The sequence below is a fragment of the Micromonospora sp. AB353 genome, from assembly GCF_049538395.1.
In the GTDB taxonomy this organism is placed as follows: Bacteria; Actinomycetota; Actinomycetes; order Mycobacteriales; family Micromonosporaceae; genus Micromonospora; species Micromonospora aurantiaca.
In genome coordinates, this window is record NZ_JBMVFV010000016.1 from 11,718 (window position 1) to 25,472 (window position 13,755).

Sequence of the window (13,755 nt, forward strand, 5' to 3'; positions counted from 1 at the left end):
GGCCAGACCCCCGGGCCGATCCGGAATGCGCCGGGCGGCGGCGGGTACGCCGGTCGGGTGCGCGGTCGACGGCCGTGCGCCCCACCGGGAAGGAGAGACCCGTGGTCAAGCCGCAGCAGGAGGAACTGCGCCGGAACGACCTCGGCGCCACCAGCCAGGACAGCCGCAAGACGGCCACCCAGGCGGGCGGCCGTTCGCGCAGCCGGGGCACGTCGAACGCGGACGCGGGGCGGCCCGTCCCCAGGGGACAGGTGTCGCCGTACGGCCCGGCCGGTGAGCCGGTGGCCGACGACGAGAGCTAACCGCGAGCCGACGTCGGCCGCAGCCGCCGCCAGGTGGCTGCGGCCGACAGCCCGTACGCCAGGTGCGGGATCAGGTCGGAGACCCAGTCGCTGCGCCGCCAGGTGCGCGGGTCGGTCACGCCGAGCGCTGTCATCGAGCCGTCCGAGGTGGCCATCACCCCACCGCCGAGCAGCACCGTGGCCAGTGGCAACGGCATCCGCCGCCGCGCGGCGAGCAGGCCGAACGCGGCGCCCGCGGCGATGCCTGTGGCGTAGCCGAGTAACGGCCCCAGACCGGAGCGACGGTTCTCCGCCTCGTCACCGGGGCCCAGGTCGACGTGCGTGACGTCGGCCAGCCGTCCGGCGACGGATTCGGGGGTGCTGCTGGCCGGCCGGGCCCGCAGCGCCATGTCGAGGTACGAGACCGCGTTGAGGACGGCGCTGCCGACGGCGCCCGCGATGGCGCCGTCGACAACCGCTGCCGTCCTCACTTCGGGTCACCCGGTTCCCGGTTGCCCTTGGGGCCGTAGGTCCGTTCGCCCCGGACCACACCGCGTTGCCCTCTGTCGTCCTGGAGGATCCGGTTGGCGACCTGGTTCGCCTCCTTGTCGGACGCCCGTCCGGACTGCTCGACGAGGTCGCGAAGGCGTGCCCGCTGCTTGTCGTACGCGTTGCTGCCCGGCCGTGGTCCTGGCATCTCTGCCTCCTGCGGATCGCTGTCGGCTGACCGTAGGCGTCTACCCGCCCGGGCCGGGACCAACCGTTGCCGGGCGGATCCCCGCCCGGCCTGACCGCTGCTCAGCCGGGGCTGGGGGCTGCTCAGTCGGCGGCGCGGACCACAGCCACCGGGCAGGCGGAGCGGTGCAGGATCCCCTGGCTCACCGATCCGAGCAGCAGCCCGCCCAGCTCGCCCCGGCCCTGCCGGCCCACCACGACGAGCTGGGCCTCGGCCGACGCGGCGGTCAGCGCCGTGACCGGTTTGGCGCGTACCGCCTCGGCGTGCACCGGTAGGTCCGGCCAGCGGTCGCCGATCCCGGCGAGCGCCTCGGTGAGCACCCGCTCCTCCTCGGCGTCGTCCCGGCCGTGCGGGCGGGCGTGCACCACGCGCAGCGCGGCGCCGCGTGCGGACGCGGTCTCGGCGGCGAACTCGACAGCGGCGCGCGACAGCGTCGAGCCGTCCACGCCGGCCACGACCGGGCCGCCGTCGGTGGCGGTGCCGCGCGCGATCAGCACCGGGCAGTCGGCGTACGAGGCGACCTGCACCGCCACCGACCCGATCACGAGCGCGGCGAAGCCACCCAGGCCGCGATCGCCGAGCACGACCAGGGCGGCGGTGGGGGACTCGCCGAGCAGCACCGCTGCCGCCTCCCCGTCGATGATCTCGCCGGTGATGCGCAGCCCCGGCGACTCGGCCTCGGCCACCGCCACCGCGTCGCTGACCAGTTGCTCGGCCTGGTTGCGCAGCCCGGCGCCGGGTGGCGAGCCGGCCGGCGCGGAGACCGGTACGCGCAGCAGCGGCCAGATGAACCCGTGGACGACCCGCAGCGGGCGGTTGCGCAGCCGCGCCTCGCGGGCCGCCAGGCGGACCGCCCGGGTGGCCGGTTCGGAGCCGTCCACCCCGACCACCACCGCGGCCCCGTTCGCCGAGTTCACCAGTACCTCCTCGTGGCCGGCGCTCCCGCGGCCAGTATCGCGGTCCGGACGGCCGGCCCGGGGCGATACCGCCGGGGTCGCCCGGTGGGTACGCTGGCGTGCAGCGCCCAGGGGAGGGAGCCCCGTCGATGGATCAGCCGGACGGACCGAGCACCGCCCGCATGATCGACTATTGGCTCGGCGGCCGGCACCACCGCCCGGTGGACGTCGCCGCGGCCGCCGCGTTCGAGGCGGCGTACGGGCCCTGCGCGGAGATCTTCCGGTCGCTGCGCGGATTCCTCGGCCGCACCGTGCGGGCGATGGCGGCCGACGGGATCGACGGCTTCCTGGTCTTCGGCGCGGGCGTGCCCACCTGCGGCAACGTGCACGAGGTCGCGCCGGAGGCGACGGTCCTCTACACCGACGTGGACCCGGAGACGGTCCGGCTGGGCCGGAGCCTGCTCGACGGCAGCGACCGGGCCGGGTACGGCTACGGCGACGCCACCGACATCGGGACCGTCGACCGGGCGCAGCTGCACCGGTTCGTGCCGGGCTGGGGGAGACGGCCGGTGGGTGTGGTCTTCCTCGGGCTGGCGGCGTTCCTGGACGACGACACGTTAGCCCGTACGCTCGACGAGCTGTACCAGGCGGTGGCGCCGGGCAGCCGGCTGGCGATCGACTTCGACACCGAGGAACTGGCCGGGCACCCGGAGGCGCTGGCCATGATGGGTCCGGCGTTCCGGATGCGGGCGCCGGAGCGGTTCGCGCCGCTGCTGGGCCGCTGGCAGCCGACCGGCGACGGCATCGTGCCGGTGGCGCGGTGGCGGCCTGCCGGTGAGCCCGAGCCGGTGCCGGACGCGTTCCACGGCGCGCTGGCGGTGCGCCCGGCCGGCTGAGCCGGTCCCCGTCACGCCCGGCCGAGGCGGGGCGTTCGCCGTCGGGGGGCCTTCGTATGATGTTTGCTCTGTAGCAATAGTCGTCATCGGAGGATGAGCATGCCGGAGGCGTCCGGATCGGTGTCGCGTGCCCTGCGCACGGCGCCACCCGACCAGCTGGCGGAGACCGCGGACGCGGTGCTGCGCCAGACGCTCGGGGCCGCGCGGGCGGAGGTGTTCGTCGCCGACTACCGCGCCAGCGGACTCTGGCCGGTGCTCGACCCGGACGTACCCGACGGCGGCCCGCTGCTGGCCCACAGCGTCGCGCAGCGCTGTTTCAGCAGTCAGGAGCCGGTGCTGGACATCGTCGAGGAGGGCCGCTGCCGCGCCTACCTGCCGCTGTCGGTGTGGGGGGAGCGGCTCGGCGTGCTGATGGTGGAGCTGCCCGGCGACCCGGACGCGGCCACTGTGGAGGCCGCCCGCGACGCCGCCGGTGAGCTGGCCGTGGCGATCCGCGCGGCGGACCGGGAGACCGACCGCTACCGGCGGGCCCGGCGGCGGGAGCGGCTGAGCATGGCCGCCGAGATGCAGTGGGACCTGTTGCCGGGCCGCAGCGTACGGCTCGGTGACGCGCTGCTCGCCGGGCAGCTCGAACCGGCGTACACGGTGGGCGGCGACCACTTCGACTGGTCGGTGGACGGCGACCGCCTCACCCTCACCGTGCTCAACGGCACCGGCAGCGGGCTGGCCGCGTCGATGCTCACGGCGATGACGGTGAACGCGATGCGCAACGCCCGGCGTTCCGGCGGCAGCCTGGTCGAGCAGGCGGAGCTGGCCTCGGACACCATCTACTACCAGCACCGGGGGAGCCGGCACGTGGCCACGCTGCTGCTGGAGCTGGACAGCCGCCGGGGCGTGATGCGCGCGGTCGACGCCGGTTCGCCGCAACTGCTGCGGCTGCGCGGGGGACGCGTCACACCGATCGCGCTGGAGCAGCAACTGCCGCTGGGCATGTTCGCCGAGACGCGCTACGACGTGCAGGAGTTCACTCTGGAGCCGGGCGATCGCCTCTTCGTGGTCAGCGACGGCGTGTACGCGGCGGAGCCCGACGAGCAGGAGCCGTACGGTGTCCGGGCGATGGCGCGCGCGATGCGGTCGACTCGGCTGCAGCCGGCGACCGAGGCAGTTGGTACGGTGATGCGCGAACTGCATGCGTACCATGCCGACTCGGATCTCCGTGACGACGCGGTCGTCGTCTGCCTGGACTGGCGCGGCTCCAGCCGGTCCGACGACGTGACGGGGCGGTGAGCGGGCCGGCGGAGCGAACACGAGCGGGACGATCGCAGGGGACAGCGAGTGGAGCGACCTCCGAATCTTGCCGCGGCCATCGAGTCGGCTGCGGAGGCGCTCATCGGTGTGCTCGACTCCGCGACCTCCCGGCACACCGTCAGCGTCTCGCCCACCCAGTTGCGGGTGCTGTCGCTGATCGTGTCGCATCCGGACACCAACGTGAACCGGCTGGCGGAGCTGCTGGACGTGGTCCCGTCGTCGGCGAGCCGGCTCTGCGACCGCCTGGAGGCGGTCGGCCTGCTGCGCCGGGTGGCCGACCCGCGCGACCGGCGGGAGGTGCGGCTGATCCCGACCGCCGCCGCCGACACGCTGCTGCGCGACCTTCAGGAGAGACGGCACCGGGCGGTGCAGGCCGTACTCGACCGGATGCCCAACCGGGTGCAGCACGAACTGCTGCTGGCGCTGGTGGCGTTCAGCCAGGCCGCGACGGCCACCGCCCCGCAGGCCGGCTCGGACTCGACCGCCCGTACCGCCTGACCTCTCGCACCGCCGTCCGCCCCTCCTTCCACCGCTCCACTAGTGTCCTAGGATGCCTTAGCGGTTGTGACGGTCGACACCGTGACACCACTGAGCAACGGCGCAGCGGGCAACCGGGGGAGAAGGGCGAGCCCGATATAGTGGCAGCGCAACTGGGCGGCCCGTGATCACCACGAGGACGGGCCGCGTCGGGGAGGTCCCAGCCCGGGATCACAGAGGGCGCCGGCGTCTGACCGGCCGGCAACGCGCACGTCCCTCCAGCGGCCGTTCATCCGGCTGCCGGACCGTGCTGCGAAGGGAGGGTTCGGTGTCGCGTCGGCCGGCTCCAGCGGAGCAACCGGATTCCGGGACCGCCACGGTGGTGGGAGACCGCGTCCTCACGCTGCCCAACCTGATCAGCTTCGTCCGGCTCGTCGGCGTGCCGATCTTCCTCTACCTGTTCCTCGTGGTCCGGGCCGACGTCGCCGCCATCGCGGTGCTCGCCGTGGGCGGCACCAGCGACTGGGTGGACGGCTGGATCGCCCGCCGCCTGGGCCAGGTGAGCCGGCTCGGTGAGCTGCTCGACCCGCTCGCCGACCGCCTCTACATCCTCGCCACGCTGCTCGCCTTCACCGCCCGCGAGGTGGTGCCCTGGCAGTTCACCGGGGCGCTGCTGGCCCGGGAACTGCTGCTGCTGGTGTCCCTCGGGGTGCTGCGCCGCTACGGCTACGGCCCGCCGCCGGTGCACTACGTCGGCAAGACCGCGACGTTCCTGCTGCTCGCGGCGTTCCCGATCCTGCTGCTCGCAGACGCCGTGCCGGACGCCGGCACCGCGGCCGGCGCGATCGGCTGGGGGCTGGCCTGGTGGGGCCTGGTCCTCTACTGGGTCGCCGGCGCGATGTACGTGGTGCAGGCGAGCCGTCTCGTGCGAGCCATGCGGGCCCGGCGTACGGAGGCACCGGCATGACCACCTCGCCGCCACGGGACGGGCAGAACGAACGCGACCCCTCGAACCGGGTGTACGCGCCCGACTTCCTGACCGAACTGTTCCGCAATCCGCTGGACCCGGGGTACGGGGACGCGGCGGCGCGCCGGGCGACGGGCCCGATGTCGCGGGTGCGGGAGGTACTCGGCCGGCCGGTGAGCCTGCTGGTGCTGGCGCTGATCGGGTTCCTGTTCGCGGTGGCGTACCGGGAGACGATGGCGGAGGAGCCGAGCCGCGCGACGGCGCGGGCGGGCCTGGTCGCGGAGATCAAGGGGCGTGAGGCGGAGACGGACCGGTTGACCGAGCGCGCCGAGCAGTTGCGCGAGGATGTCAGCCGGCAGCGGGACGCGACGTTGAGCGGTTCGCAGGCGTCCCGGTTGCGCACGCTGGAGGCGGGCACCGGCCTGGCCCGGGTGCGCGGGGACGGCGTGGTGGTGCGGCTGGCCGACGCGGCGGCGGACCAGGACGGTGTGACGAACGGGGACGCGGGTCCGTCGCGGGTGCTGTATTCGGATCTGCAGAAGGTCGCGAACGCGTTGTGGGCGGCGGGTGCCGAGGCGGTGGCGGTGAACGGCCAGCGGTTGACGGCGACGTCGACGATCCGTTCGGCGGGTGAGGCGATCCTGGTGGACTACCGGCCGGTGACGGGCCCGTACGAGGTGCAGGCGATCGGGCCGCGGTCGATGCGGGACCGGTTCGACGAGAGCCGGGCGGCGGCGTTGATGCGTGAGGTGGCGCGGAAGACGGGTCTGTCGTTCGGGGTGAAGCGGGTGGGTGACCTCACCCTGCCGGCGGCGCCGCAGCCGCGGCTACGCTACGCCGAGCCTCCGGCGACCCCGGGTCCGAGCGCGAGTGCGGGTGCGGGTGCGCGCCCGTCGGGTTCGGGTGCCGCCGGTTCGCCGAGTCCCGGGTCGTCCGGCCCGGGTGGTTCTTCCAGCCCTTCGGGAGGTGGCCGATGATCGCGGTGCTGGCGTTGCTCGCCGGTGTGGTGCTCGGGGTGTATCTGGACCCCACGGTGCCGGCGGCGTTGCAGCCGTATCTGCCGATCGCTGTGGTGGCCGCGTTGGACGCGGTGTTCGGCGGGGTGCGGGCGAAGCTGGACCGGATCTTCGACGACAAGCAGTTCGTGGTGTCGTTCATCTCGAACGTGCTGGTGGCGGGTCTGATCGTGTACCTGGGTGACCAGTTGGGCGTGGGCGGTCAGTTGTCCACGGGTGTGGTGGTCGTGCTGGGGGTGCGCATCTTCGGAAACGTGGCGGCGATCCGCCGGCACCTGTTCCGGGCGTAGGTTTGTGGCGATGAGCGAGGAACACAGGGAGACGGGTACCGGGTGGCCACGGCCGGGGGAGCCGGCGCGGCCGTCGGGTCCGGCGGGTGAGCCGGATCCGCGCCCGGACGCGCCCGATCCGGACGAGTTGAGCCCGTTGGCGCCGGCGGAGCCGGTGCCGGACGAGGCGGTGGAGCCCGCAGAGCGGGAGGCGGTGCCGGAGTCCGAGCCGGAGCCGGGTGCGGCGGCGGGTGGGCCGTCGGTGGCGCGGCGGTTCTCGTCGGCGGGCGCGATGATCGCGGTGTTGCTGGCGTTGCTGGGTTTCACGCTGGTGGTGCAGTTCAAGACGACGTCGACGGATCCGACGCTCGCGGCGGCGCGGGAGGAGGACCTGGTGCGGATCTCGTCGGATCTGGATTCGCGGGAGCGGCGGCTGCGCCAGGAGATCGAGTTGCTGGAGGAGAGCCAGCGGCAGCTGCGGTCGGGTGAGCAGGGCCGGCAGGCGGCGCTGGAGGAGGCGACGCGGCGGGCGGACGAGCTGGGCATTCTGGCGGGGACGTTGCCGGCGGTGGGTCCGGGTCTTGAGGTGCGGTTCTCGGGGCCGGCCGAGGCGGTGTCGTCGGCGGGGATCCTGGATGCGGTGCAGGAGCTGCGGGGTGCGGGCGCGGAGGCGATGCAGATCCAGGGCGCGGACGGTACGGCGGCGCGGATCATCGCGTCGACGTATTTCGTGGACGGGCCGGACGGTGCGCTGGTGGTGGACGGGCGGCGGTTGACGGGTCCGTTCACGATCATGGTGATCGGTGATCCGGCGACGATGCGTACGGCGTTGAACATTCCCGGCGGGGTGGTCGCATCGGTGGGGAAGGCCGGCGGTAACGTGACCTCCGAGGATCGTGAGGTTGTGGAGGTTTCGCAGCTGCACGCGCCGATCAAGCTGGACCACGCCCGGCCGGTCTCGTGACCGGTCGCGGCCGCGCCGGTTTCTCCGGTGCACCGATGACGAAGGACGCAGTTGGTGATTCCTGAGGATCTGCGGTACACCGCCGAGCACGAGTGGGTGGTCGGTGGTGACGGTGGTGTCGTCCGCGTCGGTATCACGCACTTCGCGCAGGACGCCCTGGGTGACATCGTGTTCGTGCAGCTGCCGGACGCCGGTGCGGTGGTGGCGGCTGGTGAGTCGCTGGGCGAGATCGAGTCGACGAAGAGCGTGTCGGAGATCTACGCGCCGCTGAGTGGCACGGTGACGGCGCGCAACGAGGCGTTGGCCGACACCCCTGAGGTGATCAACACGGATCCGTACGGTGCGGGGTGGTTGGTGGAGATCACTCCGGACGATCCGGCGGCGGTCGAGGGTCTGCTGACCGCTGATGCGTACCGCGAGCTCACCGAGAGCTGAGTTCGTGCTGTTCCGGGCGGCGGCGTGGTTCCGCGCGTCCGGTTGCCCTGCATTTCGGCGCTGGCTAGGCTCGCCCAGTCGACCGAGAACCAATAGTTTGAGCGTTGCGGAATGCGCCTTCCCGGGCACGGGGAGCCAGCCGCCGGGTGTGGTGTTGCCCGGCGGCCAGACCCGCCATTCCCTGACGCCGACCGAACAGATCCGTGAGGTGGTCCCATGACGCGCCCAGACGACGAGTTCCCCCCGCTCGACGTCACTTCGACGCTCAATCTCGGCTCGCTCGACGAAGTGCTGGAGGGCCCGGACACCGATGTGGTGCCGAGCCGGATGTCCGGTTCGTTGCCGCCGGGTATGGCGTTGCTGGTGGTTCGCCGGGGTCCGAATGCGGGTGCCCGGTTCCTGTTGGACCACGATGTGACGACGAGTGGGCGGCACCCGGACAGTGACATCTTCCTGGACGACGTGACGGTGTCGCGGCGGCACGCGGAGTTCCACCGTGACGGTGGGACGTTCACGGTGCGGGATGTGGGCAGCCTGAACGGCACGTACGTGAATCGTGAGCGGGTCGAGGCGGCGACGTTGAGCAACGGTGACGAGGTGCAGATCGGCAAGTTCCGGGTGGTGTTCATCGCCGGTCCGCGCCCGGAGGAGGAGGCCGGCCGGGGGTGAACGAGCCTGCGGCTTCGACGCCGTCCGGGGCGGCGCGGGCGCCTGCGCTGATGAGTATCGGCGAGGTGCTGGCGCAGTTGCGGCCGGAGTTTCCGGACGTCACGATCTCGAAGTTGCGGTTCCTGGAGGCCGAGGGCCTGGTGGAGCCGCAGCGGACGCCGGCGGGTTATCGGAAGTACGGCTGGGACGATGTGGCGCGGTTGCGGTTCGTGTTGACCGCGCAGCGGGATCAGTACCTGCCGTTGCGGGTGATCCGGGAGCAGTTGGCCCAGTGGGACGGGTCTGGTCCGTCGCCGGGGCGGGGGCGGCCGAATCTGGTGGCTGTGGGTCCGGGTGGTGAGGTTCCGGGCCGGGAGCCGGTGGAGTCGGTCGAGTCGTCGGAGGTGCGGCTGGACCGGGCGGGTCTGATCGCTCGTAGTGGTGTGGACGAGTCGACGCTCGCGGAGTTGGAGCGGCTGGGTGTGCTGGTGTCGGATCCGCCGGGGTGGTACGACGCGGATGCGTTGATCATCGCGAGTGCGGTGGCGGGTCTGGCGGCGTATGGGCTGGAGCCTCGGCATCTGCGGGCGTACCGGTCGGCGGCGGATCGTGAGGTCGGGTTGTTCGCGCAGTTGGTGGCGCCGTTGGCGCGGCAGAGCGATCCGGCGGCGCGGGCTCGGGCGGCGGAGACGGCGCGGGAGCTGGTGGCGTTGTCGCAGCGGTTGCACGCGGCGTTGGTGCGGGTGGGGCTGCGGTCGACGTTGGGCCGGTGAGGTCGGTGCGAGGGGCCGGGTGCGTGTGCGCCCGGCTCTTCGTCGTGTGTGGGCGCGGAAAGATCTGGTGCGCGGAGCGTGTCGTAGGCTTGCCGGGGTATGCCCGTCCGGCGAGGCGTGGTGCACGTAGCGCGTGGGACTCCCGTGTCCTGGTCCGTGTACCGTGCAGGGAAGGGCGCGGTGCAAGGTGACGACGACACGGAGGCGGCGGTGCGCGAGCTGAGCGTGGTCGGAGTTCGGGTGGAGTTGCCCAGCAACCAGCCGATCGTCCTGCTGCGGGAGGTCGAGGGGGACCGCTATCTGCCGATCTGGATCGGCGCGGTCGAGGCGACGGCGATCGCTTACGAGCAGCAGGGGGTCAAGCCGGCCCGGCCGTTGACGCACGATCTTCTGCGGGATGTGCTGACGGCGTTGCAGGCGCCGTTGCGGGCGGTGGAGATCACTGAGTTGAAGGAGAACGTGTTCTACGCGGATCTGCTGCTCGGTGACGGTGTGCGGGTGTCGGCGCGGCCGAGTGACTCCATCGCGTTGGCGTTGCGGGTGGGTGCTCCGATTCGTTGTGCGGAGCAGGTCCTCAGTGAGGCGGGGATCGTGATCCCGGACGAGCAGGAGGACGAGGTCGAGAAGTTCCGGGAGTTCCTGGATCAGGTGCGTCCGGAGGACTTCGCGGGTTGAGGTGTCCCGCCCGGGTGGTGGCGCGGCGTGTCGCGGTGTCTCCTGCGGGTGAAGTGCGGGGGGCGGCGTTAGGGTTGCCGTGTCGAGTGGTGCGCGTACGGGGAATCGACGCGGCACCGCCACGGGCGCGGGGAGGTTGGTCCGATGCACGAGCCGCGGGATCCTGGTCCGGGTGTGGAACAGCAGGCGGGTGTGGGGCCCGATCCGGCCGGTGACGGCGAGGTCGGCTACCGGGGTGTGACCGCGTGTTCGGCGGTGGGGATCAGTTACCGGCAGCTCGACTACTGGGCGCGTACGGCGCTGGTGGTGCCGAGTGTGCGTGATGCGTCGGGTTCGGGGACGTCACGGTTGTACTCGTTCCGCGATCTGGTGGTGTTGAAGGTCGTGAAGCGGCTGCTGGACGCCGGGGTGTCGTTGCAGAACATCCGTAAGGCGATCGAGGCGTTGCGGTCGCGTGGGGTGGACGATCTGGCGGGCATCACGTTGATCTCCGACGGGACGACTGTGTACGAGTGCCGGTCGCCGGAGGAGGTGGTCGATCTGTTGCAGGGCGGCCAGGGCGTGTTCGGCATCGCGATCGGTGGTGCGTTCAAGGAGATTCAGGGTTCGTTGTCGCATCTGCCGGCGGAGCCGGTGGGTGGGCAGGAGCCGGCCGTGCCGGCGGTGGAGCCGGAGTCGGACTCGGAGTCGGTGGGTGACGAGCTGGCGGCGCGCCGGGCGCGGCGCCGGGCCGGGTGACCTGCGTCGCGTCTCGTTGACGGGATCGCGCCGCGCCCGAAAAGGGTGTGGCGCGATTCGTGTTTTGGTGACGGGGTGTGGTCTTTTCCCGCGGACGGGGGCGGGTGGACGGTGCCGACCGGGGCGGGTGTGAGTCGCCGCAGGTCACGGCATGTGCGCGCGGGATGTCCGATAAGGACGGTACGTCGTCCACGTTGACTGCTCGTGTCCGGCTGGCTGCGGTGCGTCCACCGATTCGCACGGCGTCGTTCACTGTCCGTGATTGACAGTTCTCGGGATCGGCACAGGGTGGTCGTGAAGTGTGCTCGCGGGCGCGCTATGGTCCGTTCCGGTCGTCGGTGTGTCGACGTCACGGTGGAACGCTGTGTGACGCCGCGCCGGACGGCGAGCCCCTGCCGCGGCGCTGCCCGCGGGCCCCTGGTGGAAGGACCGAGCATGACGGTGACGAGCGAGACCACCCCGATCTCCCACTACGAACGCATCGGCGGCGCGGCCGCGGTGAAGGCCGCGGTGGAGCTGTTCTACGACAAGGTGCTGGCCGATCCGGATCTGGCCGGCTACTTCGCCGGCGTGGACATGGTGGAGCAGCGGCGGCACCTGGCGCTCATGCTGGCGGTGGTGCTCGGCGGCCCGAACGAGTACGCGGGCCGTGGCCTGGACGAGGCGCACCAGCCGCTGAACATCACCGGTGAGCACTACGCGAAGGTCGGTGAGCACCTGACCGCGACGCTGGTGGAGCTGGGTGTGCCGGCGGACGTGATCGCCGACGTGCAGGTCGTGCTCGGGCAGGTGCGGGAGCAGGTCGTGTCGGCGGGGGACGCCTGAGCGTGGACGTCGCACGGCTCAAGCAGAGCTGGTCCCTGGTCGCCGCGCACGGCGACCAGGTGCCGCTCTACTTCTATTCGACGCTGTTCCTGGCGCATCCGGAGACCCGGCAGATGTTCCCCACGAACATGGCCGGGCAGCGGGACCGTCTGGTGGCCGCGCTGGGGCATGTGGTGTCCCACGTGGACCAGGTGGACCGGCTGGTCGGGTTCCTGCGGGACCTCGGCGCGGATCACCGGAAGTTCGCGGTGCGCGCCGAGCACTACCCGGCGGTCGGTGAGGCGCTGCTGGCGACGTTGCGGCACTTCTGCGGCGACGCGTGGACCGAGGAGCTGGCCGCCGACTGGGCCGCCGCGTACGGGCTGGTGGCGCAGGTGATGACCGAGGGCGCGCAGGCCGCGGAGTCGAAGTCGCCGCCGTGGTGGGTGGCGGAGGTGCTGACGCACGAGCAGCGCACGTTCGACGTGGCGGTGCTGACCGTACGCCCGCAGTATCTGCTGCCGTTCACGCCTGGCCAGTCGATCGGGGTGTCGCATCCGGCGGTGCGGTCGTGGCGGTACTACTCGCCGGCGAACGCGCCGCGGCCGGACGGCACGGTGGAGCTGCATGTGCGGGCCGCGCCGGGTGGTGTGGTGTCGTCGCGTCTGGTGTACGGGTGCGCGGCCGGTGACCAGATCCACCTGGCGTCGCCGGTGGGGGACCGGTTGACGTTGTGGCAGGCCGGGGCGTCGGATCTGCTGCTGCTCGCCGGTGGTACCGGCTGGGCGCCGGTGAAGGCGCTGGTGGAGCAGGTCGCGGCGGAGGGTTCGGGGCGGCGGGTGGACCTGTACGTGGGTGCCCGGTCGCGCACGGAGTTCTACGACAGCGAGGCGATCGACAAGCTGGCGGCGACGCATCCGTGGCTGCGGGTGTCGTACGTGGCCGCTGCGGATCCGGCCCGGCCGGGTGAGTCGGTGCGTATCGCCGACCGGGTGCTGGCCGACGGGGACTGGCGGTCGCGGCACGTGTACGTGTGCGGCTCGGACGAGATGGTGGGTCATTCGGTGGCGGCGTTGACCGGCGCCGGGTTCCAGCCGGGTCAGGTGCATCACGAGGGTTACGGCAAGCACTGGTACGGCCCGGCGTGGCGGACGATGACGGGGGCTGACGAGTCGGAGGTGAACCGGTGAGCGCGGGTCCGATCAGCAGTTACGACGCGCAGCAGGTGTCCGGTCCGGTGCAGGTGCGGTTGACCTCGGACCGGGTGCGGCGGTGGGAGTTCGGGTCGGCGGCGTTCACCCGCCGCGGCTACGACCAGACCGATGTGGACCGGTTCCGGTTGCAGGTGGCCGACGAGCTGGATCTGCTGGCGGCGCAGGTGGCGAACCTGCGGGCGGAGAACGAGCGGCTCAACGACCATCTGGAGCTGCACCGGCACGGGGTGATCCCGAGCACGGAGGCGGCGGTGGCGCCGGCGGCGAAGGAGGTCAACCTGTTGTCGGCGGCGCAGCGGGAGGCCGAGCAGATCATCGCGCAGGCCCACGACTACGCGCGCCGGGTCGCCGAGTACGCCCGTACCCAGTATGAGAGTTACATGCGGGCGGCGGCGGAGGAGGCGAAGCGGGAGGCCGAGCGGGCGGTGACGGAGTATCGCAGCGCGGCCGGGAGCGGCTTCGACGACTCGGTGGCGACGCGGGAGGCGTTGCGGATCTTCGGCGAGATGATGATCTCGCACATGCAGGCGGCGGCCCGGCACCTCGACGACGGCAGTGAGCAGTTGTCGCGCACGATGGAGCGCATCGCGCGGGAGTTGCCGCAGGGCGGCGGGGCCGCGCCGCAGCCGGCGTTGTCGCGGCACCAGCGTTGAGTGGT

19 protein-coding genes are annotated in these 13,755 nt (G+C 72.3%); 16 read left to right on the top strand and 3 right to left on the bottom strand.

Annotated elements, in window-relative coordinates:
• Positions 1 to 101: 101 nt before the first annotated feature.
• Positions 102 to 302, top strand: a complete 201-nt coding sequence (locus ACPCK6_RS10095) for a hypothetical protein (protein WP_269697006.1) — start codon at positions 102 to 104, stop codon at positions 300 to 302.
• On the opposite strand, the gene ACPCK6_RS10100 is transcribed toward ACPCK6_RS10095, so the two are convergent.
• The 3 genes from ACPCK6_RS10100 to ACPCK6_RS10110 all read right to left on the bottom strand — a co-directional run bounded on the left by ACPCK6_RS10100 (position 299) and on the right by ACPCK6_RS10110 (position 1,934).
• Entirely contained in the window at positions 299 to 772 is a 474-nt protein-coding gene (locus ACPCK6_RS10100; RefSeq protein ID WP_423480952.1) for a hypothetical protein, read from the bottom strand. The two genes, ACPCK6_RS10095 and ACPCK6_RS10100, sit on opposite strands and share 4 nt — an antisense overlap.
• The gene (locus tag ACPCK6_RS10105; RefSeq protein ID WP_013286381.1) at positions 769 to 978 is read right to left on the bottom strand and encodes a hypothetical protein; all 210 of its coding nucleotides are present in this window, start codon (positions 976 to 978) and stop codon (positions 769 to 771) included. The genes ACPCK6_RS10100 and ACPCK6_RS10105 overlap by 4 nt, the downstream gene beginning before the upstream one ends.
• A gap of 122 nt (positions 979 to 1,100) precedes the next feature.
• Positions 1,101 to 1,934 carry a universal stress protein gene (locus tag ACPCK6_RS10110; RefSeq protein WP_423480953.1) on the bottom strand — a complete coding sequence of 278 codons (834 nt, stop codon included), beginning with the start codon at positions 1,932 to 1,934 and terminating at the stop codon, positions 1,101 to 1,103.
• Between the two features lie 128 nt (positions 1,935 to 2,062).
• On the opposite strand from ACPCK6_RS10110, the gene ACPCK6_RS10115 reads away from it, so the two are divergent.
• The 15 genes from ACPCK6_RS10115 (at position 2,063) to ACPCK6_RS10185 (ending at position 13,750) form a co-directional block, all read left to right on the top strand.
• Complete coding sequence (locus ACPCK6_RS10115; RefSeq protein ID WP_396884082.1) at positions 2,063 to 2,809, top strand: SAM-dependent methyltransferase; 747 nt, start codon at positions 2,063 to 2,065, stop codon at positions 2,807 to 2,809.
• 99 nt (positions 2,810 to 2,908) lie between these two features.
• Positions 2,909 to 4,096, top strand: coding sequence for a PP2C family protein-serine/threonine phosphatase (locus ACPCK6_RS10120; RefSeq protein WP_396884081.1), 1,188 nt, complete (start codon positions 2,909 to 2,911; stop codon positions 4,094 to 4,096).
• A 48-nt stretch (positions 4,097 to 4,144) separates the two neighbouring features.
• Positions 4,145 to 4,615: a MarR family transcriptional regulator gene (locus tag ACPCK6_RS10125; RefSeq protein WP_194803349.1), complete on the top strand. Its 471-nt coding sequence runs from the start codon at positions 4,145 to 4,147 to the stop codon at positions 4,613 to 4,615.
• A 307-nt stretch (positions 4,616 to 4,922) separates the two neighbouring features.
• Positions 4,923 to 5,561, top strand: coding sequence for a cardiolipin synthase ClsA (clsA, locus tag ACPCK6_RS10130; protein ID WP_402806276.1), 639 nt, complete (start codon positions 4,923 to 4,925; stop codon positions 5,559 to 5,561).
• Positions 5,558 to 6,538, top strand: coding sequence for a DUF881 domain-containing protein (locus ACPCK6_RS10135; protein WP_423480954.1), 981 nt, complete (start codon positions 5,558 to 5,560; stop codon positions 6,536 to 6,538). Before clsA ends, ACPCK6_RS10135 begins: the two co-directional genes overlap by 4 nt.
• On the top strand, positions 6,535 to 6,867 hold the full coding sequence (locus ACPCK6_RS10140; protein WP_007071104.1) for a small basic family protein: 333 nt from the start codon (positions 6,535 to 6,537) through the stop codon (positions 6,865 to 6,867). Before ACPCK6_RS10135 ends, ACPCK6_RS10140 begins: the two co-directional genes overlap by 4 nt.
• A 10-nt stretch (positions 6,868 to 6,877) precedes the next feature.
• Positions 6,878 to 7,810, top strand: coding sequence for a DUF881 domain-containing protein (locus ACPCK6_RS10145; RefSeq protein ID WP_423480955.1), 933 nt, complete (start codon positions 6,878 to 6,880; stop codon positions 7,808 to 7,810).
• Between the two features lie 54 nt (positions 7,811 to 7,864).
• On the top strand, positions 7,865 to 8,245 hold the full coding sequence (gene gcvH / locus ACPCK6_RS10150; protein ID WP_135240202.1) for a glycine cleavage system protein GcvH: 381 nt from the start codon (positions 7,865 to 7,867) through the stop codon (positions 8,243 to 8,245).
• A gap of 216 nt (positions 8,246 to 8,461) precedes the next feature.
• The gene (gene odhI, locus ACPCK6_RS10155; protein ID WP_007071101.1) at positions 8,462 to 8,914 is read left to right on the top strand and encodes an oxoglutarate dehydrogenase inhibitor Odhl; all 453 of its coding nucleotides are present in this window, start codon (positions 8,462 to 8,464) and stop codon (positions 8,912 to 8,914) included.
• A gap of 50 nt (positions 8,915 to 8,964) precedes the next feature.
• Positions 8,965 to 9,666 carry a transcriptional regulator FtsR gene (gene ftsR / locus ACPCK6_RS10160; RefSeq protein WP_318334098.1) on the top strand — a complete coding sequence of 234 codons (702 nt, stop codon included), beginning with the start codon at positions 8,965 to 8,967 and terminating at the stop codon, positions 9,664 to 9,666.
• Between the two features lie 210 nt (positions 9,667 to 9,876).
• A complete protein-coding gene (locus tag ACPCK6_RS10165) occupies positions 9,877 to 10,341 on the top strand; it encodes a bifunctional nuclease family protein (RefSeq protein ID WP_174527870.1) in 465 nt (154 codons plus the stop codon).
• 144 nt (positions 10,342 to 10,485) lie between these two features.
• A complete protein-coding gene (locus ACPCK6_RS10170; RefSeq protein ID WP_318334097.1) occupies positions 10,486 to 11,079 on the top strand; it encodes a MerR family transcriptional regulator in 594 nt (197 codons plus the stop codon).
• Positions 11,080 to 11,514: 435 nt separating this feature from the next.
• Positions 11,515 to 11,904 (top strand): group I truncated hemoglobin, encoded by a 390-nt coding sequence (locus tag ACPCK6_RS10175; RefSeq protein ID WP_366623516.1) that lies wholly within the window; start codon positions 11,515 to 11,517, stop codon positions 11,902 to 11,904.
• Between the two features lie 2 nt (positions 11,905 to 11,906).
• Positions 11,907 to 13,073, top strand: a complete 1,167-nt coding sequence (locus ACPCK6_RS10180; RefSeq protein ID WP_423480956.1) for a globin domain-containing protein — start codon at positions 11,907 to 11,909, stop codon at positions 13,071 to 13,073.
• Entirely contained in the window at positions 13,070 to 13,750 is a 681-nt protein-coding gene (locus ACPCK6_RS10185) for a DivIVA domain-containing protein (RefSeq protein WP_135240198.1), read from the top strand. Before ACPCK6_RS10180 ends, ACPCK6_RS10185 begins: the two co-directional genes overlap by 4 nt.
• Positions 13,751 to 13,755: the final 5 nt, after the last annotated feature.

Excerpts from the sequence above, each read along its gene's own strand:
- ACPCK6_RS10145 (WP_423480955.1), top strand. The coding sequence starts at position 6,878 with ATGAGCGAGGAACACAGGGAGACGGGTACCGGGTGGCCACGGCCGGGG.
- ACPCK6_RS10135 (WP_423480954.1), top strand. The coding sequence starts at position 5,558 with ATGACCACCTCGCCGCCACGGGACGGGCAGAACGAACGCGACCCCTCG.
- ACPCK6_RS10175 (WP_366623516.1), top strand. The coding sequence starts at position 11,515 with ATGACGGTGACGAGCGAGACCACCCCGATCTCCCACTACGAACGCATC.
- ACPCK6_RS10105 (WP_013286381.1), bottom strand. The coding sequence starts at position 978 with ATGCCAGGACCACGGCCGGGCAGCAACGCGTACGACAAGCAGCGGGCA.
- ACPCK6_RS10140 (WP_007071104.1), top strand. The coding sequence starts at position 6,535 with ATGATCGCGGTGCTGGCGTTGCTCGCCGGTGTGGTGCTCGGGGTGTAT.
- odhI (WP_007071101.1), top strand. The coding sequence starts at position 8,462 with ATGACGCGCCCAGACGACGAGTTCCCCCCGCTCGACGTCACTTCGACG.
- ACPCK6_RS10115 (WP_396884082.1), top strand. The coding sequence starts at position 2,063 with ATGGATCAGCCGGACGGACCGAGCACCGCCCGCATGATCGACTATTGG.
- ACPCK6_RS10170 (WP_318334097.1), top strand. The coding sequence starts at position 10,486 with ATGCACGAGCCGCGGGATCCTGGTCCGGGTGTGGAACAGCAGGCGGGT.
- ftsR (WP_318334098.1), top strand. The coding sequence starts at position 8,965 with ATGAGTATCGGCGAGGTGCTGGCGCAGTTGCGGCCGGAGTTTCCGGAC.
- ACPCK6_RS10120 (WP_396884081.1), top strand. The coding sequence starts at position 2,909 with ATGCCGGAGGCGTCCGGATCGGTGTCGCGTGCCCTGCGCACGGCGCCA.